The organism is Holophaga foetida DSM 6591, from assembly GCF_000242615.2.
GTDB lineage: Bacteria > Acidobacteriota > Holophagae > Holophagales > Holophagaceae > Holophaga > Holophaga foetida.
This window is the reverse complement of the sequence record NZ_KI912268.1, coordinates 1754571-1772707: the sequence shown is the minus strand read 5'-3', so window position 1 is coordinate 1772707 and position 18137 is coordinate 1754571. Positions and strand designations below refer to the sequence as shown.

Here is an 18137-nt window from a genome sequence, read left to right as displayed (position 1 = left end):
TTTCTCTGGAGATTTTTGGTATGAAGCATTTTGATTGCAAGAAGTACATCAACCTGGATTGCGAAAAGGGCATCTGCGCGCTGTGCAAGGCGGTGGTCCAGATCGATGGCGAAGGCAGTGAAGCCTGCAAGGGCTTCACGCCCGCCGAAAAGTGCGGCATCTGCGTTCACTTCGTCGAGCCCGACAAATATGGCATCGGCACCTGCCGCGGCCTCGGGAAGGCGGACTGGGCCTATGCCTCCATGAACGCCTGTACCTGCTCCGGGTATCGGGCTGAGTGAGCTGAGATGGCTGTGAAAGGGCATCTTTTCGACATACAGAGCTTCTCAGTCCATGATGGGCCGGGCTGCAGGACGAGCGTTTTCCTGACGGGCTGTCCGCTCCAGTGCGCCTGGTGCGCCAATCCGGAAAGCTGGGTCGTCAGCAAGCACTTGATGTATGCGGAAAATTTGTGCAAGTGGGATAAGGGCTGCCGGGCATGCAGGGATGCGTGCCCGAGCGGCTCGATCCGCTTCGATGGCGACGGCAGGCATCGCCTCACGCGGGAGACCTGCCTAGACTGCAGGACCTTCGACTGTGTTGCCAGCTGTCCGAACAGCGTCCTCAAACAGTGCGTCAAGGATTACACCGTCGATGAACTCGTCAGCATCCTGCGGCGCGACTTCAACAACTGGGGGCCCGATGGAGGCGTCACCTTCACCGGGGGCGATCCCCTCGTGCAGCACGGCTTCCTGCTGGAGGTGCTTGAACGGTGTCGTGTGTTGCAGATCCACACCGCCATCGAGACGAGCGCATGCGTGAGCCGCGACATCTTTCTCGGGGTAATGCCTTATGTCGACTTCGCGTTCATTGATGTCAAGCACATGGACAGGGATCGCCACCGGGAAGGGACAGGCGTCGCGAACGATCTGATCCTGTCGAACATCGCGGCGCTCAGGGCCTCCGACTGGGGGGGGCGCCTTGTCCTGCGTCAGCCGACCATCGGTGGCTTCAATGACGACGAAGCCAATGCGCTGCAGGTCATCGATTTCATGAACACCCACGGGCTGTACGAGATCAACCTCCTCACGTTCCACCCCCTCGGGGAGACGAAGTGGAACCAGCTGGGGAAGGACTATGCCTATACCTCCGGTCGCGGGAACGTGGCCCCTGGGGCCCTGGAGCGTCTCCAGCAGCTGTATCTCAAGCACAACATCGCTTGCTACATCGGAGAGAACACTCCCTTCTGATCACGGCAGATGATGGGCGCTCGGGTGTCACTCAGCGGTGCTCCAGAATCATTCGGACCTCTGAGACCAAGGTGTCCGGCGAGTTGTTGCTCGCCCATGATTCCAGTTCTTGCCCTGGCTGACCCTGAAGGGGTTCTAACCACGGGAATCATGTTGGGAATCACGGGTCATACTGAGTAGGCACAAATCGCTGTGATGAGGGACGCCGTGAGCACCGGGCCACTTTTCAAAAGGTGGCCCAAACTGCGTCTGGGTTCACGTTCTCTGACGTCCCGTCACGTCCCGACATGTGCAGTATCGCCCTATGCACCAGGGTGTCGGTTCAGGAGAGTCGGCTGATCACCTGGCTGGTGGTTTCCCAGGACATCCATCGGACTGCCTCGGTGTCCCCATCGGATGATGGGATGCAAGGCTCCTTCTGATCGGTGGGCCAACCCGGATTAATCAGGGCGCAGTCGTTCACGGGCGGGCAGACAAAGTGAGGTGCGGCGATTGAGTGCGTATTCGCCGCGTGCTTTGCGGTCAATATCTTGCGTATGAAGCGAATGGGACATACAATCTCCGCATGATGAGCGGCGATTATCACTACATCTGGCAGGATCCGGATTGGCCGGTTTGGCGCTACGACTTGGGAACCCTGGCGGGCCTCCTGGCCGATGTCAGCCGGGCCCAGGGCATGCTGTTGGGCCGCATGGTGGACATCGGGGTGGAGTTGCGGGGACAGGCGTGCCTGGCGGCCCTGACGGAGGATGTGCTTCGAACGAGTGAGATCGAGGGGGAGGTGCTCAACGTTGCCTCAGTGCGCTCCTCTATCGCTCGGCGATTGGGGGTGGAAATCGGTGCTCTGGCCCCGGTGGATCGCCATACAGAGGGTGTCGTCGAGATGGTGTTGGATGCAACCGCCCGATGCCAGGAGCCCGTGAGTCGGGAACGGTTGCTGGGTTGGCACGCGGCCCTTTTCCCCACGGGCTATTCTGGCCTCGCCCGGGTCAGGGTCGGGGCTTGGCGGGATGATGCCGGCGGTCCAATGCAGGTGGTTTCTGGTGCGATGGGGCGTCAGCGGGTCCACTTCGAGGCGCCTCCGGCCCATGGACTGGAGGCGGAGATGGCACGCTTTCTGGCGTGGATGGAGACCCCTTCCGGTGATGCTCCCCTGCTCAAGGCCGGGCTTGCCCATCTCTGGTTCGTGACCCTGCATCCCTTTGAAGATGGGAACGGGCGTATCGCCCGGGCCGTGGGAGACCTTCTATTGGCGCGGGCTGACGGCAGTCCGCAGCGATTCTACAGCCTGTCCGCTCAGATCCAGCGGGAGCGCAAGACCTATTACGAGATCCTGGAACGGACCCAGCGTGGGCCGCTGGATGTCACCGAATGGCTGGCCTGGTTCCTTGGGGCCCTCCAGCGGGCGGTGGATCTTGCTCAGGGCACTCTCGACCAGGTTCTGGCCAAAGCACGCTTCTGGACTCGCTGGTCCGGTGTGGCCATGAATGTCCGGCAGGTCGCCATGCTCAACCGGCTACTGGATGGGTTCGAAGGCAAGCTGACTTCCAGCAAGTGGGCGAGCCTTGCCAAATGCTCCTCCGACACTGCCCTTCGGGATATCAGTGAATTGCTGGCCCATGGTGTGCTCAAGCGATCGGGGGCGGGAGGGCGGAGCACCAGTTACGATCTGATGGACTGAACTCCTCTGAACCGGTGCTCCAAACTGCGTCTGGGTTCACGTTCTCTGACGTCCCGCCACGTCCCGGCATGTGCAGTCTCGCCCTATGCACCAGGGTGTCGGTTCAGGAGAGCGGCCTGGCTGGGATGCCGAAAACCTGCGCGCCATGTGCGCTACGCCGAGCGAAGGGGGCGCCTGCCCCCTGACGTCCCGTCCCATCCTGGCACCCGCGGGCCGTGTCCCGCTGGAGACCCCATGGCGAAGCTCAACAACGACAGCAAGCAACCCAACCTACCCGTGAACACCCACCTGCTATCGGTCCGTGAACTTCCACAAGCTCCTGGCCATCTCACGGTTCCCTCTGTGGGCGGACCAGCGCCAAGCCTGGGCCAAAGCCGTGGATTCCCCCGGCAGCAACACCGAGAGCAATCCGGGCGGGAAGGGGCCCAGCGACAACATGCGGTAGGTAAATCTCGCCCGGATCGAGGCTGGCTGAGGGCATGAGTCCCGAAGCTGCCCGCCAACGGCTGTTTGGGGATGAGCCAACCGCCCGGCGCAGGCTCACGGAGTTGGGCAAGGCGCTTCGTCGGAGTGGTCTGTTGCTCTCGGCAACCTGGACCCTGTCCCCCAGCGGGGAGATCCGTTCACAGGTTCTGCGGGGGGAAATGGTCGGGGGTTCCCCCGCCAATGGAGAGCGGAAGCAATGACCGTACCCGTAATCTGTCCCGCTGTCGCCGTTGCGCTGGCTTTGGATGGTTTGCCTGAGGGAATCTGGACCGCACAGGGGCTGCCATGAGTGACTCGACCATCCACTGCTCCTTTTTCAGAAATGCCACCGACAACCATGCCCGCTCCTGGGAAGGAACTTGGCCTCAGCTTGTGGAGATCCTGAATCGGACCTTCCCCCCTGCGGGCGGGGCTGTCGGTAACGAGGCCAAGAAGTCTCTCCCAGCCATCTCGGGTACCAGGTTCCATGGCACCCGCGCCCGTGCCAACGCCCTGGAGCTGGGGTTGCTGCTCTTCGACGTGGACAACAGCTTGGAGGTGCCGACTGGGGAATTCTGGCCAGACCCAATAAGCGGCGAGCCTAGCAAGCGCCCGAAGCTGCGTAAGGATCGCATTCCCGAGCCAGTGACCTTTGATGAGATTCAGGAGGCCCTCCTCGCCGCCGGGGTTGCTTCGTGCACCTGGTCCACCTGGAGCGCCAAGCCCGATTGGCCCAAGTTCCGGGTAGTGATCCCGCTGGCCCATCCTGTCCCGGCCACTGGCTGGAGCCAAGCTACCGAACGGGCTATCACTTCCCTTGGCTTCGATACGATCCGGCGGGGGGTTGACCTTCCTGTGCTCCGTGACGTGGCTCGGCTCAACTTTCTGCCAGGAGTCCCTGACTCGTCCACGATCGTTCGAGGGCAGACCCGTGGTGTTCACCTAGCCATACCCATAAAGGACTTGCCACGGAGCGTTCCCGCCCTTCCTGAGGCTGCCTGGCAAATGGGGATCAAGGCCACCAGGAAGGCCCGCCTAGGGGCCGGTGAACACTGGTGGCATCGCTACCAGGTGGGAGGCCGTCCAGTGGACTTCAAGGCCCTGGACCTAGCCGCTCTCCTAGACATCCGGGGTTACGGGGTGGGCTTGCCTCAGCCCCACGCTACGGGGATGAAGTGGCGGTGTCACTGCCCCTGGGCCATCGAACACTCTGGTGGGATCGATGATGATTGCGCCGTGGTCATCCAGACACCTGGGCAGTGGCCCTCTTTCAGGTGCGCTCACTCCAGCCATGCTCATCTTGGTCTCCAAGATGTGATCGAGCTTCTTTGGGGCCGCCCATGAGTAACGAAGGCGTCATTCAGGTTCCGGAACGGGGTACATCTACGGATTGCCAACAGGAAGGACAGAATATACCCCGTCGCCTGGAGCCGCTTCCCTGGTACCGCTGGTATCCGTTGCGGTGGGCGGCCGACAGGCGGGTGCAGAAACTATCGTGGGAGTGCCAAGGATTTCTCAGGGCATTGATGGACACATGTTGGACTGAGGGAAAAGTCCCTGCTGCTCCAAAGGATCTTGCGGATCATTTAGCCGAAGATGTTGGGGTCGTGGAAAGGCTTCTTCCGGCGATACTGCCCTGGTTCTACCGTCACGACGAATGGCTCTATTGCCAGCTGATTGAGGACGTACGGACTGACTTGGATTCCATCCGCCTCAAACGCTCGGAGGCTGGTAAGAAATCCGCGAGCTCAAGACGACAGAAAGGAACACATGTTCAACAAAGCTGAACAATGCTCCGTTTTGTTGAACGAGAAGAGAAATAGTAGAGGAGCAAAGAGAATAGATCATCCCCGTATAAGGAAAGCAGGTGCACCTCCTGACGGATTGAGGTCTCTTCTTTTCGCTCTTTTCGCCATCAAGAGGTGTGCCGTTTCTGGTGCTACACTCCCGGCTTGTATATGAACTCCGGGGTAGATTGGTCTGAGTCTGGGTATTACTAAGTGGGAAGCGCGTAACACCTATCTTCGACTCTCGACTGCCTCATTCTTGGTGTGCTGGGAGGCCAGCCAGGGCCATACCCAGTCCGGAACCTGGTACCAGGGATTCCTCTTCCTCCAGGCCTGCCAGCGTCGATGGGAAGCAGCTCTGCAGGTCGGGCATCGGCTCTGTCCGGCTGTCAGGTCCTCATCGCTTAGGACCAGCCCGCACTCCAGGCAGGAGCCCAGCTTTCGGAGGGCGCTCCTGCGCCGGGCTTGACGCGCCCCTGCGAGGTCTGCGCAGCGTCTGCACTGCTTGCGCCCAGGTTGAGCGGAACGCTTACAGGATGGCTTGCTGCATCTGGGATGGAGAGTCGGATTGGGTCGAAACACATCGGCACCTCTCCCCAAGGCTCGCCCCTGCATTGGGCCCCCAATCCCTTTACAAGGGGAGGGCAGGAAGCCCTACTCCACCCAGGCCGCCTCTTCCCGCAGGCTCTCCCAGAGCCCGGCATGGTTCACCAGGATCTCCTTCAGCCCCGCTTGGATCAGCTTCGAGTTCAGGGCCTGGGTGCTCATCAGGGTGTGGGCATCCAGGGACTCGATGATGGCGTTCACCAGCTCCTTGGTCAGGTCCGGGGAGTTGGCGAACTGCTCCTTGGTATTGTTGGCGGCCTGCTGGCGCAGGGTATCCGACTCCATGAGCTTGCCCTTGATGACGTTGTTCACGTAGACCAGCTTGTCCTGCTCGGTCAGCTCGCCCTGGAAGAGGTCGTTCACCTTCTCGATGATCGCTGAGAGGTAGGCTTTCTCCTTTTCCTGGACGCTCCCGCTGCCTGCCCCGGTGATGGGGTTCAGCTTGGGAGCTTCCCCCTCGTTCAGGGCCATGGCCTGCTTGCCCTTGTCTTTTAGATGGTGGTGGGTCAGCTTCACCTTGGAGAGGTCGATCTCCTCCCGTTCCCGCCCGAACTCCAGCAGGGGGAGCAGGCGCTTGAAGAAGATGGCCCGCTTCTCGATGGCGGTGTTTCCGTAGTCGAAGATCTGCGAGAGGAAGGTGTAGAGCCGGACATAGGTCCCCATGTCGGTCCTGAAGAGCAGCAGGGCATTCAGCTCGTTCTGGGCTGCTTCCTCCTCCTTGGCGTCGTGCTTGGCCTTGGCGGTCTTCAGGGCTTCCATGGCGGCCTTGTACTGCTTCATCAGACGGTCCCGCACCGGCTCCAGAGCCGCCACCAGATCCCCCTGCTTGGCCTTGGGGTCCAGCTCGACCTTCACCACCCGGTCCACCTCGAAGTCATCGTAGTAGCCAGCGGCATCCAGCTTGGCCCGGAGGTTGAGCACCAGATAGGGGTCCGTGGCCTCCGAAAGCTCGGCGGTGGCGTAGTAGGTCTTGAAGGCCTCCAGCACCTCCTTGTGGTCGTTGGCGAAGTCCAGCACGTAGGTGGTGTCCTTCCCCGGGTGGGCCCGGTTCAGGCGTGAAAGCGTCTGCACCGCCTGGATGCCCGCCAAGCGTTTATCCACATACATCCCGCAGAGCAGGGGCTGGTCGAAGCCCGTCTGGAACTTGTTCGCCACCAGGAGGAGCTTGTAGTCCTCGCCCTTGAAGGCTTCCCGGATGTCCCGCCCTTTGATGTTGGGATTGAGGGCGGGGCCGTTCTCCGTGAACTCGTCCGGACCCGAGGCCGCATCCTTCACGCCCCCGGAGAAGGCCACCAGGGTTCCGATCTTGTAGCCCGCACCCTGGATGTAGTGATCGATGGCCAGCTTCCAGCGAACCGCTTCCACTCGGCTGCCCACCACCACCATGGCTTTGGCCTTCCCCTCCAGCAGGGGGGCCACATGCTCCCGGAAGTGCTCCACCACGATCTGCACCTTCTGGGAGATGTTGTAGGGGTGCAGCTTCACCCAGCCCATGACCTTCTTCAGGGCCGCGCTGCGCTCCACCGAGATCTCGTCGTACTCCCGATTCTCATGGGCCAGCTTGAAGGCCAGGCTGTAGGTGGTGTAGTTCTGCAGCACATCCAGGATGAAGCCCTCTTCGATGGCCTGGCGCATGGAGTAGACATGGAAGGGGGCCGGGAGATTCCCTTCCCCAGCGGGCTGGTCCGGGTCGGGCCGCCTGCCGAAGAGCTCCAGGGTCTTGGTCTTCGGGGTGGCGGTGAACGCCACGAAGGTGATGCCCGAGGCAGCGGCCTTGGTCGCCATCTGGGCCGCCAGCAGGTCTTCGGTGTCCACCTCGCCGCCATCATTGAGATCGGCCAGCTCTTCGGCGCTCAGTACGGCCTTCAGCTTGGCGGCGGCCTCGCCGCTCTGGGAGCTGTGGGCCTCGTCCGCGATCACCGCGAAGCGCTTCCCCTGGGTGGCCGCCAGCTGCTGCACCGCCTCCAGGGCGAAGGGGAAGGTCTGGATGGTGCAGACCACGATCTTCTTGTCCCCGGAGAGGGCTTCCGCCAGCTTGCTGCTCTTGCTGCCTTCCTTGTTCGTGATGGTGGCCACCACGCCGGTGGTGCGCTGGAAGTCGAAGAGGGCCTCCTGGAGTTGGGTGTCGATCACGGTGCGGTCCGAGACCACCAACACGGAATCGAAGAGCTTCTGGTGCTGGGCGTCGTGCAGCTCCGCCAGGAAGTGGGCGGTCCAGGCGATGGAATTGGTCTTCCCCGATCCGGCGGAGTGCTGGATCAGGTACTTCCCGCCCGCGCCCTCGGCCAGCACCGCCGCCTGGAGCTTCCGGGTCACGTCCAGCTGGTGGTAGCGCGGGAAGATGATCCGGGCGATCTGCTTCTTCTTGTCCCGCTGGGCGATGAGGTAGCGCCCCAGCAGCTCCAGCCAGCTCTCCCGCTCCCAGACCTGCTCCCAGAGATAGGCCGTGGGGTGCCCGCTGGGGTTGGGCGGGTTGCCTTGGGCCCCGTCGTTCCCCTGGTTGAAGGGGAGGAAGCGGGTCTCGGGCCCTTCCAGGCGGGTGCTCATGGCCACCTCGCTGTTGCTCACGGCGAAGTGAACGAGGGCACCGTTGGGGAAGCTCAGCAGGGGCTCGGGCTGCCCCTTGGTCTTGGGGTTGCGGTCGAAGCGGTACTGGTCGATGGCATCCCCGATGCTCTGGGTGAAGTCGGTCTTCAGCTCCACCGTGGCCATGGGGAGACCGTTGAGGAAGAGCACCAGATCGATGCTGTTCTCGTTGTGCAAGCTGTAGTGGACCTGCCGCACCACCCTTAGCCGATTGGCCCCGTAGCGGGCCAGGATGTCCGGGTTGATGGCCAGGGCGGGCTTGAACTCCGCCAGCTTGAGGGGCTGCTTCAGGCCCAGGATCTCGATCCCGTGGCGCAGCACATCCAGGGTGCCCCGCTGGTCGATCTGATCCCGCAGACGCTTCAACAGGGTCTCTGAGGCCTTGGTGCCGTGGTTCTTGGCTAGGCTCTCCCAGGCCTGGGGCTGGCTGGCCTGTATCCAGGCCACCAGATCGGCGGGGAAGAGGGCCAGGGCGCGGTCGTAGTGGGCGGCATCCCCCTGGGCGTAGAGCCAGCCGTTGGCCGCGAGGTACTCGCAGATCTCGTTCTCGAAGCTGATCTCTTTGTGCAGAGGGGCTGGGGTCATGGCTTGGGCTTCCGGTGAAGAACTTCCTCGGGGAGATGGTCGTCAATAGATGCTTGCTCACCCGGATTCAGGTTGGGTACAGCTTGGATAGCAGGGGGGTGGGTTATCTGTCTATAAGTATAGGTAGTGCAGCAATAGTATTTGGGGTCATCCGAATGGGGGTTGGGTACCCTTGGATAACCCACCGGGCAGGGCTCTGCTCTATCCATCCTGATTCAGGACCCAGACACCCCCCTCTCCCGGTCTCGATCAATTCGTCGATCTCGACGAATTGATCGTCCACCCGCTGGCCGCTGTTGAAACAGGCCGTGCGGGCCTTTTCGACCACCGCCTCGAAGTTGCGGTAGTCCGTGTAGGAGAGCACCCGCCCGAAGTCCCGGCTGGACCAGAACTCGTTGCCCGCCGGGTTGGTGCGGCGGATCAGCTCGAAGGGAGTGGTGGCCGGGGTCATGCGAACTCCCAAAAAGCCATGCGGGAAAAGGCTTTGATCATATCGGTGAGCTCACCGATATGATCGCCCGGGGCCGGTGGCGTGGACCCTATCGTCGATACCAACGAAATGGTCTGAGCCGGGATGGGGGCAGCATTCCGTTTATCCCCATTTAAGCCAGGCTGAAGGGGATGAACGGGATTGAAGCAGAGATGGGATGGCTTGTGCGCTTGGATCCCCGTTGATCCCCGTGCATCCCCGGCAAAAAAGCGCTTGGCCGGGGATGGACGGGGATGGGGTGAAAAGAAAAAAGAATGAAGGAGCCGCGGATGGACGCGAATAAACGCGGATGAAGGACGGTGGGTGTTCACCGGGGCACTGGGGCCAGGTTCCGGGAGGGTGGGATGGCCGAAGGCACGCGAGCGTGCCGCAGCCATCCCGCCCTCCCGGAACGCGGTCGGCTTTGCCGCCCGCCCCCGCGAAGCGGGGCAGGCCCCAGCGCCGCGCGGCGTCAACCGGGGCTGCTTTTCATCCGTGTTCATCTGTGTGCATCTGTGGACAATCATCTTTTTTGGGTGATTGTCAGCCATGGGGTGATGGGTCACATCCGGGGCGAGGCATCTCCGATGATGACTTTCCGTGTGTTTCGTGTGTTCCGTGGTTTTTTCTCTTTTAACCACGGAACACACGGAGCACACGGAAAAAGATGCGAGGAGGGGCGAGCTGCCGCTGTCGGAGGGCTTGGTCACCCTCTCCCGGACTCCGCCGCCGGCACTCATGCGGGGCTGCCCGTGGCCAAGCCCCGCACATCAATCTGCCCGGTCACGGCGGCGGAGATGAGGGCGGCCCGGCGCTCCTGGAGGAGCTCGATGGCGCGTTGGGCTTCGGCGGTGAGGTTATTGATTTTAAAGATTATTTTTTCCAGGTGATGTTGGATTTCTACTTGCTCCTCCTGGGGAGGTAGCGGCATCCGCAGTGCCTGTAGTGAGGTCCCTGAAATTTTCCAGACTCCAGAAGCCGTTTGAGCTGCGTTTTCCACCTGATGTCGCATTGTGTAGCTATTTAAGCATGTTACAAAAAAAGAATTTTGAATAAGAGTGTTGAGTCGAAGGCGAATAAGAATATCTGGATATATACAATTTTCAGGAGGTATGCAGGCAACGATTCCTGCAGTGCCAACAAGGTCTTTGCTTCCGTTTCCGCGAAGCACCAGGATGTCATTCTGTTTTACAAGGTAGGGTTGGGCACTTTCTCTTGGGATGTCTGCAAATTTGATATGATTTTCAATGTCAACGATGCCGTTTCGGACGGCAGCAATGGAAAATGTTGGTGTAGAACCGTTATTGTTGATTTCTGGCGATACACCATTTTTAGAGGGTTCGGAAAGAAGATATGCGAGCTTCTTGACCTCCCAATGCTCCGGCACCTCCCCCAGCCACTCCACCCCAGAGTCCTTCATCGGCGCATCCGGGTTCAGCCCCTTGGTGACGGCGTGGGAGATGACGGCCTGGCGCTTTTCCTTCAGCAGCTCGATCAGCCGCTGCTGCTCGGCCACCAGGGCGTCGATCTTGGCGGTTTCGCGGTCGAGGAAGGAGGCGATGAGGGTTTGCTCCGCAGGCGTTGGCACAGGGACAACAATCTGACCGATCATTGTTCCGTTTAGATTTGCCAAACCGGTCGTTGAGTTGGAGAGAATATCGAACTGGCGGCGGGCCAAATTGTTATTCAGGACATGCCATGCCAGTTTGGGGTAGAAGGATGGATTCATCCGGATGCGTTGCATAAAGTTGGAATAACAGCAACGCATGGCATCGATTTCTGATGTTACTAGGGTTGTTTTCCCGATGTGGAGTGAGCTTCCACTCGATTTCGTCAATAAGAGGTCGCCCTCAATCAGCAACGAACTCTCGATGTCTGATTTGCTGAGTTTTCGCGGTGCTGGGTCATTGAGCTGCCAATGTCCATCAACGGTCTGTTCGGTGGATCGAAGCACAATAGTGTCGTCTATCCCATCGGGGTCATCTCCCCAGACACCTCCGTCATTGCGAGCGATCTGGTGCTTGAATGGCCCAACCTCCCAATGCTCCGGCACCTCCCCCAGCCACTCCACTCCGCTGTCCCTGTAGCTCGGATACCTCGGGAAGCTCATGACTTGCCTCCCTTCAGGCTCTGCTTGATGTGGCGGTCGAAGTCGGACTCGAAGAGGCGATCCTGAACAATCCGGTATTTCTCGAATTCACTCTCGGCGAAGGCCTTGGCCACGGCTTGGCTGACCTTGCCGGGGTCGCCGAGGATCTCCCGCTCGTTGAACTGGAGGAAGGCGTTCAGCTTGGTGGCCCAGTCCTGCATGGTCATGGGGATCTTCCGCTCGGCCTGATCCTCGGCGTAGTCGAGATACATGGTCACGATGCGATCGAGGGACTTCAGCTCCGTGTCGTTGAGGTAGTTCTTGGCCACGCTCACATCGGGCTTGAGGATCTTGCCGTGGGGGGCGTTCTTCCACGAGGTCAGGCCCATGTGGGGCTTTTCGCTGTCCGCCCGTTCGACGATCAATTCGGCGGCGGTGTGTCCGTGGATGGCGAAGTGGAGCTTGTTCTGGACCGTGGCGAAAAAGGTCTGGGTGGTCTCGGACTCGGGGTTGTAGTCCATGGCCGTGGCATAGATATCCGTGACCTTCTGGTAGAACTTCCGCTCGCTGGCGCGGATCTCCCGGATCTCGGCCAGCAGGTCCTCGTAGTAGTCCTCGCTGAGGAATGCGCCGTTCTTGAGGCGCTCCTTGTCCAGCACGTAGCCCCGGATGGCATAGTCACGCAGGACACCCACGGCCCACTGGCGGAACTGGATGGCCCGGCTGGAGTTGACCCGGAAGCCCACGGCGATGATGGCATCCAGGTTGTAGAAGTCCACGTTCCGGGCGACCTCCCGCTTTCCCTCCTGCTGAACTGTTCGGAAATTCCGAAGAGTTGCCTCCTCGATGATCTCCTTCTGGCTGAAGAGGTTGCTCAGATGTTCGCTGATGGTGGGGACGCTCACCTCGAAGAGGGTTGCCATGAGCTTCTGGCTCAACCAGACGCTGCCCCCTTCAACCCGGACCTCGATGCCCGCCTCCCCCGCCTGCCGGGTGAAGATCAGGAACTCGGCGGTGCTGTTGCGGATCTGGAGCTTCTTTTCGTGGTTCATTTCGACAGCCCCGCGATCATCTCCAGGATGCGGTCCGTGCAGGCCTTCAGGTCAGTGTCGATCTCAGCCAGGGGGCGGGGCGGCTTGAAGACGTAGAAGTGGCGGTTGAAGGGGATCTCGTAGCCCACCTTGGTCTTGTCGGGATCGATCCAGGCGTCACTGGCATGGGGCAGGACTTCCCGCTTGAAGTAGGCCTCCACCTCTTCGCTGAGGGGCACGTTCTCGGTGTCCCGCAGGCTGCTGTCGGCCACGGGCCTGCCCTTGGCCTTGCCCTTCTGGCCCACCACGATCTTGCCGCTGGCATCCCGCTCGGGGCGCTCCACGGTGATGCTGCGGTAGCCGAAGGCCTCGTTCTTGAAGATCCGGCTGATGGGCACCCCGTCCCGGGTGACTTCCTGGAAGTCGCCGAAGATCCGGGTGATGTCCGCGATGTGTTCGGGGCTCAGCTCCTTGCGCTTGCTGCCCAGGCTCTTGCGCATCTTCTGCCAGAAGGCGCTGGCGTCGATGAGTTGGACTTGGCCCTTGCGGTGCTCGGGCTTGCGGTTGCTCACGATCCAGACGTAGGTGCTGATGCCGGTGTTGTAGAACATGTCCGTGGGCAGGCCGATGATGGCCTCCACCAGGTCGTTCTCCAGCATGTAGCGCCGGATCTCGCTCTCCCCGGACCCCGCCCCGCCGGTGAAGAGGGGCGATCCGTTGAGGACGATGCCGAAGCGGCAGCCGCCATCCACAGCCGGGCGCATCTTGGAGACCAGGTGCAGCAGGAAGAGCAGGGAGCCGTCGCTCACCCGGGGCAGGCCAGGCCCGAAGCGTCCGTTGAAGCCCAGCTGCTCGGCCTCCTTGCGGACCTCCTTCTCGATCTTCTTCCACTCCACACCGAAGGGCGGGTTGGAAAGCATGTAGTCGAAGACCTTGCCGGGGTGGCCATCCTCCGAGAGGGTGTTGCCCCGGATGATCTGGCCGATGTCTTGGCCCTTGATGAGCATGTCCGCTTTGCAGATGGCGTAGGACTCGGGGTTCAGCTCCTGCCCGTGCATGACCAGCCGGGCCTTGGGGTTGTGCTCCAGGAGGTAGTCCTCGGCCACGCTGAGCATGCCCCCAGTTCCGGCGGTGGGATCGTAGAGGGAGCGCACCACGCCGGGCTTGGTGAGGGCCTCGTCATCCTCCACGAAGAGGAGGTTGACCATGAGCCGGATCACTTCCCGGGGGGTGAAGTGTTCTCCGGCGGTCTCGTTGGAGAGCTCGGAGAACTTGCGGATCAGCTCCTCGAAGACCATGCCCATGTCGGCGTTGCTGACGGCCTCGGGGTGCAGGTCGACCTGGGTGAACTTCTCCGCGACCAGGTAGAGCAGCCCCGCCTTCTGGAGGCGATCAATCTGGGTGTGGAAGTCGAAGTTCTCGAAGATGTCCCGCACCGCCGGGGTGAAGGCCTGGATGTAGGCCCGCAGGTTCTCCCCGATGTGGTCCTGGTCGCCCATGAGCTTCTTCAGGTCCAGGGCCGAGGTGTTGCAGAAGAGCTGGCCCGCCTTCTTCAGGAGGAAGGGCTCGGGGTTCAGCCCCGCCTTCTCCCGCAGGGCCTTCTCCGCCAGCACCGCCTCTTTGGTGGGCTCCAACACGCAGTCCAGACGCCGCAGCACCGTGAAGGGCAGGATGACCTTGGCGTAGTCGGACTGCCTGTAGTCCCCGCGCAGAAGGTCCGCGACGGACCAGATGAAGGAGGAAAGGTTGGTGTCGGCCATGGTCCTTCAACCATATCGCAACAGGGCTGATAGGGGGTGGACAGTGGTTGACAAGCCAATGCCACCCTTTGGGCAGGGTGAGTATTCCCTGAGCGGGGGAGACTGTCAGAGATCTCTCATCCAGCAAAGCCCCCCCGCTGCGATGCCCAACCGGGTCCGTGATATTGGACCCGCCGAAAATTTGGAAGGGGGTGGTCGGGAGGAGAGGCGTAGGGCGCCGGTTCCACCTACCCCCCCCTGCGGGACGGCAAAGGGGGTGGAATCGCCCGGATCAACCAAGCCTCCACCGCGGTGCCCTGTCAGGGAGTCACTCTGGTGGCCAGGAACTCCAAGGGCGCGGATAAGGCCGACGCTTGGCAAGCCATTCGACCTCGGCGATCTCCCCCGGTCCTGCCTCGGTCAGGTAGGCGTAGCGGAATTGAAGGATGGCCCAGTAGGGCGGGCCAACCTGGCCCAAGGTGATCCATGGGCACCCAGCATGGGCGAATGCCTCCTCGGGGACGCCCTTGGCCATGAGGCGGTCCTCAAAGGGTGCCGCATCAGAACCGGACATGAAGCTGCGGGCCAGCAGGTTCTCATCCACCGCGAGGACCCCGCCCTCTGCTAGGATCTCTTCCTCAATGCCAGCTTCCCACAAAGCTGTCCTCCGGACGATGACCGGGACCATGCCGAGTTCGACGCTCATGGAACACCTCCCAGCTCAGGGCTTTCCCAGCAGAGCCACGGCCCGCTTGAAGGCGTGGGACTTGAGCCGGTGGCCATCTCCGAACCAGGCTTTGTCCAGGGCCTGGGCCCGCTGGCTGGGTGAGGGGGATTCCTGCCGCCGCAAGTGGTCCACCAGTTCAGTGACCGCATTGTAGGCGGTCCAAAGCGTGTGTCGGCTCCCCGAGAGGTCGGCCCCTTTACCTTGATCCCAGAGGACTTCGACCGCTTCCCGATTGAGCAGAATTCGTTCCTGGCGCTGAATCCACCTTGTTTGTGCTTCCAGGTCTTTATGGGACGGTTCCTCGGGAAGGGGGAGGACTGCATCCAGGTATTCCATGAATTGAGCGGAGGGCAGGGGGCGTTGGACCATTCCCAGGAAGTATCCGTTCAGGTTCTCGAAGTGGTCCTGAATGAGGCCCAGCTCTTGGCCCGCCCAGTGAAGCCCCGCCTCCATGCCCGTCCGATGGGGAATCCGGATGGAGGGCCCGTTGCCCAAGGCCATGGTCAGGGTGTTTTGGCAGACCACTCGGATGGGGGTGAACTTCATCTGGACGCTGCTCTGTCCATCGTGGCTGTTGCTGAGGAGAAGGTACTTGTCCAGCAGGTCATCCCTCCCGACCACCATGGTTCCGGGGAGCTTGACCAGCAGCCAGACCCTCTCCCCTTGCCCCAGGGCTCCCGCCGTGTGGTAGATGGCCCGGTCCTGACCGCCAACCAAGCCATCCATGAAGCGGAATGCGTCCCGATTCTGCAATGGGGTGTAGTCCCGGCCCACGATGGCCATGACGGGGGGATCCTTCATCTTGAGGTGATCTTCACGGACCATGGCGAAGTGGTCGGGAATGGGTAGGTGACGATTGCCGACCATGAGGGCCAGGGGGATATTCTCCACCTCCCAGTCCAGACCGGCTGCCTGGATGGCAGCCTTGGATGTCGCGGGCCCGGCGAGGGACTGTCCCAGTCCGTGCCAAGGGACTTCCCCGCAATAGAAGAGCCTGGCCTTGCCATATTCGATGCAGAGGTTATGCGCCATGGAGTCCTCCTTGCTGGAAGGATGCTGTCTTTTAATGGTCAGTGGCTGACGTGGTGGACGACGGCCTCGAGCCGGGACTGCAGGGGAATTAAATCCACGGCCCGTGATTTTTCAACTCCGAAAACATGGGAAGGGGTGGTCGGGAGGACAGGTGTAGGGTGGCGGTTCCACCTACCCCCTCCCCTCGCGCGGGCATGTTGCCCCAACAGGCGGAGGCATAGGCGAACTGACCGCGATGAGGGGAACGGTTCTATGTCAGCCCCATTCATGGCAACCCGGCTCTTGGGTTGGAGGGACGGCATCGCTAAGGAGTCCTGGGAGACCAGGGGCGGCACTTGGTTTCCAAGTGCTGGAGTTCTTCCTCAAGGGCCGAGAGGGCCTCCCGGTCCCGTTCCAGTCTCCGCTGGTGCATAGTCGTGTCGATCCCGAGATTCAACATCTTGAGATCGTGGGCCTCCTGCACCTTCCATACTTCTATCCTGTGTGCGCGACGACAATTACCCCTGTGCATCAGTCGGCTGAGTTCCTGGCTGTTGTCCTGAGGGTTGGTCGTGCTGCTGGAGGTATTCTCTCTGGTCAGGCCTTCCCGATACTCTGCTTCCTCCCGGCACATCTGAGCCTGCTTCATGGCCCTGTCGTACGGCTCCCCGGTTCCCTTCAGGCCCTCGGCCATCTTGAGGAACTGCGACTCCAAAGCCCTGTAGGAATGGGCTGCTCTGAGATTGGGGTCCTTTCGGTCCTGGGCTGGGTAACTCATGGTACCGAACCTCCTGTCCCAAGGATGCGTCGGAAGGATGGTCAGTGGTTGACCTAGGGGCGAAAGAGGCCGCTCTTGATCGCGACTGTTCCCCTTCATTCAGGGCAGCTTTTTCCTGCCATTTTCCCGTGGGACGGTTGGGTCAGGGGGTAATGCCGCTTAAATACAAAAAACCCCCTGATTTCTCAGGGGGTTCTGCTGGTAGGGCTAACGGGATTCGAACCCGTGTTGTCGCCGTGAAAGGGCGATGTCCTAACCCCTAGACGATAGCCCCATGGGGTGATGGGTGGTGGGCCCAGCAGGACTCGAACCTGCGACCAACGGCTTAAAAGGCCGCTGCTCTACCGACTGAGCTATAGGCCCGTGCCGTGGCCGGCAAGAAAACTAAGTGTGCCTGTGAATGGCGTGGAGGTCAAGGACTATTCCTGGGCGCGGAGCGGTGCTCTCGCTGTCCCAGGGCAGGAGGCTGGGATGGGTTGGGAATGCCATCAGCAGCTTGGTGATAGCGAAGACAACGCCAGGCTGTTGATGGGGCGCCCAATCCTGTTCCACCGGGCCCTGGCGCCTGGATGGACTGCATCCGGGGGAGCATGGCACAATGAGCTTTCCGGAGGGTTGGCCGAGTGGTTGATGGCGCCAGTCTTGAAAACTGGAGACGTGAAAGCGTTCGGGGGTTCGAATCCCTCACCCTCCGCCAGTTCAAGTTCCAGGCTTGTGGCCCCTTGGCCTGCGGGCTGGGGGCGGTAGGCATTTCGGGCACTCTAGCCCTTGCTCCTGCTGCTGTGACAGGATGGGAGCATGGCGCAGCCTTTCTCGATACTTCTTCTGCATGGCCTTCATGGTTCCGGTGAGGGCTCTGTCAGGCTTCTTGAGTCATCGCTTCGTAAACGGGGCTGGGAGCAGGGGACCTATCTTCGGCCAACCCTGTCGGCGGTGAACCAACCCGAACCCGGCAAGCCCATGGAGCGTGTCTTCGCCCAGGCCTGGGAGGAACTGAACACCCTTCTGGCCGGGAGGATTCCTCACCTCACCGTCGGCTTCAGCTTCGGCGGGGGGCTGGCGGCCCTGACGCCCTCGCCTCTCAGGCTTTCCATCTGTAGCCCTCTGGCCCGGATCCCGGCTGACATCATGGCCCGCAACGCGCTCCGTTCCGGGTGGCGGGTGCTCCAGGGCGGACGGGACGAGGTAGTTCCCGCCGAGGAAAACCTGGCGGCTCTCCCGGACCGCGTTCTCAGGACGCTGGATCCAGAGGGCACTCACCAGTTCGATGAGTGGATGGACCGTATCGCCGACTGGGTTGTGGGCTGCTGGCAGGAGCACCCCCTCGGGCCCCAGGACTGATTCCGGATGAAGC

At 61.4% G+C, this 18137-nt stretch carries 14 protein-coding genes and 3 tRNA genes; 7 read left to right on the top strand and 10 right to left on the bottom strand.

Annotated elements, in window-relative coordinates; translation table 11 throughout:
* Positions 1-20: 20 nt before the first annotated feature.
* From hpdC to HOLFODRAFT_RS0207660, 5 genes are all read left to right on the top strand, one after another.
* Entirely contained in the window at positions 21-281 is a 261-nt protein-coding gene (gene hpdC, locus HOLFODRAFT_RS0207680; protein ID WP_005035450.1) for a 4-hydroxyphenylacetate decarboxylase small subunit, read from the top strand.
* 6 nt (positions 282-287) lie between these two features.
* A complete protein-coding gene (gene hpdA / locus HOLFODRAFT_RS0207675; protein ID WP_005035452.1) occupies positions 288-1229 on the top strand; it encodes a 4-hydroxyphenylacetate decarboxylase activase in 942 nt (313 codons plus the stop codon).
* A 565-nt stretch (positions 1230-1794) separates the two neighbouring features.
* A complete protein-coding gene (locus tag HOLFODRAFT_RS0207670) occupies positions 1795-2910 on the top strand; it encodes a Fic family protein (protein WP_005035453.1) in 1116 nt (371 codons plus the stop codon).
* Positions 2911-3211: 301 nt separating this feature from the next.
* Positions 3212-3355: a hypothetical protein gene (locus HOLFODRAFT_RS24810; RefSeq protein WP_158412934.1), complete on the top strand. Its 144-nt coding sequence runs from the start codon at positions 3212-3214 to the stop codon at positions 3353-3355.
* A gap of 326 nt (positions 3356-3681) precedes the next feature.
* On the top strand, positions 3682-4719 hold the full coding sequence (locus tag HOLFODRAFT_RS0207660; protein WP_005035456.1) for a hypothetical protein: 1038 nt from the start codon (positions 3682-3684) through the stop codon (positions 4717-4719).
* Between the two features lie 1097 nt (positions 4720-5816).
* Here HOLFODRAFT_RS0207660 and HOLFODRAFT_RS0207650 read toward each other — a convergent pair.
* From HOLFODRAFT_RS0207650 to HOLFODRAFT_RS0207605, 10 genes are all read right to left on the bottom strand, one after another.
* A complete protein-coding gene (locus HOLFODRAFT_RS0207650) occupies positions 5817-8939 on the bottom strand; it encodes a type I restriction endonuclease subunit R (RefSeq protein WP_005035459.1) in 3123 nt (1040 codons plus the stop codon).
* A 103-nt stretch (positions 8940-9042) separates the two neighbouring features.
* Positions 9043-9390, bottom strand: a complete 348-nt coding sequence (locus HOLFODRAFT_RS20035; RefSeq protein WP_005035461.1) for a hypothetical protein — start codon at positions 9388-9390, stop codon at positions 9043-9045.
* Between the two features lie 754 nt (positions 9391-10144).
* Complete coding sequence (locus HOLFODRAFT_RS0207640; RefSeq protein WP_005035465.1) at positions 10145-11518, bottom strand: restriction endonuclease subunit S; 1374 nt, start codon at positions 11516-11518, stop codon at positions 10145-10147.
* Complete coding sequence (locus HOLFODRAFT_RS22835; protein ID WP_005035466.1) at positions 11515-12549, bottom strand: RhuM family protein; 1035 nt, start codon at positions 12547-12549, stop codon at positions 11515-11517. Before HOLFODRAFT_RS22835 ends, HOLFODRAFT_RS0207640 begins: the two co-directional genes overlap by 4 nt.
* Positions 12546-14288 carry a type I restriction-modification system subunit M gene (locus tag HOLFODRAFT_RS0207630; protein ID WP_005035468.1) on the bottom strand — a complete coding sequence of 581 codons (1743 nt, stop codon included), beginning with the start codon at positions 14286-14288 and terminating at the stop codon, positions 12546-12548. The genes HOLFODRAFT_RS22835 and HOLFODRAFT_RS0207630 overlap by 4 nt, the downstream gene beginning before the upstream one ends.
* 307 nt (positions 14289-14595) lie before the next feature.
* The gene (locus HOLFODRAFT_RS0207625) at positions 14596-14973 is read right to left on the bottom strand and encodes a hypothetical protein (RefSeq protein WP_005035470.1); all 378 of its coding nucleotides are present in this window, start codon (positions 14971-14973) and stop codon (positions 14596-14598) included.
* A 15-nt stretch (positions 14974-14988) separates the two neighbouring features.
* Positions 14989-16026 carry a DUF932 domain-containing protein gene (locus HOLFODRAFT_RS22830; RefSeq protein ID WP_005035472.1) on the bottom strand — a complete coding sequence of 346 codons (1038 nt, stop codon included), beginning with the start codon at positions 16024-16026 and terminating at the stop codon, positions 14989-14991.
* 304 nt (positions 16027-16330) lie between these two features.
* On the bottom strand, positions 16331-16783 hold the full coding sequence (locus tag HOLFODRAFT_RS0207615) for a hypothetical protein (RefSeq protein ID WP_005035474.1): 453 nt from the start codon (positions 16781-16783) through the stop codon (positions 16331-16333).
* A 199-nt stretch (positions 16784-16982) separates the two neighbouring features.
* Positions 16983-17057, bottom strand: a tRNA-Glu gene (locus HOLFODRAFT_RS0207610).
* Positions 17058-17070: 13 nt separating this feature from the next.
* Positions 17071-17146 (bottom strand) — tRNA-Lys (locus HOLFODRAFT_RS0207605).
* Positions 17147-17392: 246 nt separating this feature from the next.
* Here HOLFODRAFT_RS0207605 and HOLFODRAFT_RS0207600 point away from each other — a divergent pair.
* Positions 17393-17480 (top strand) — tRNA-Ser (locus tag HOLFODRAFT_RS0207600).
* A gap of 101 nt (positions 17481-17581) precedes the next feature.
* Positions 17582-18124 (top strand): alpha/beta hydrolase, encoded by a 543-nt coding sequence (locus HOLFODRAFT_RS0207595; RefSeq protein WP_005035476.1) that lies wholly within the window; start codon positions 17582-17584, stop codon positions 18122-18124.
* Positions 18125-18137: the final 13 nt, after the last annotated feature.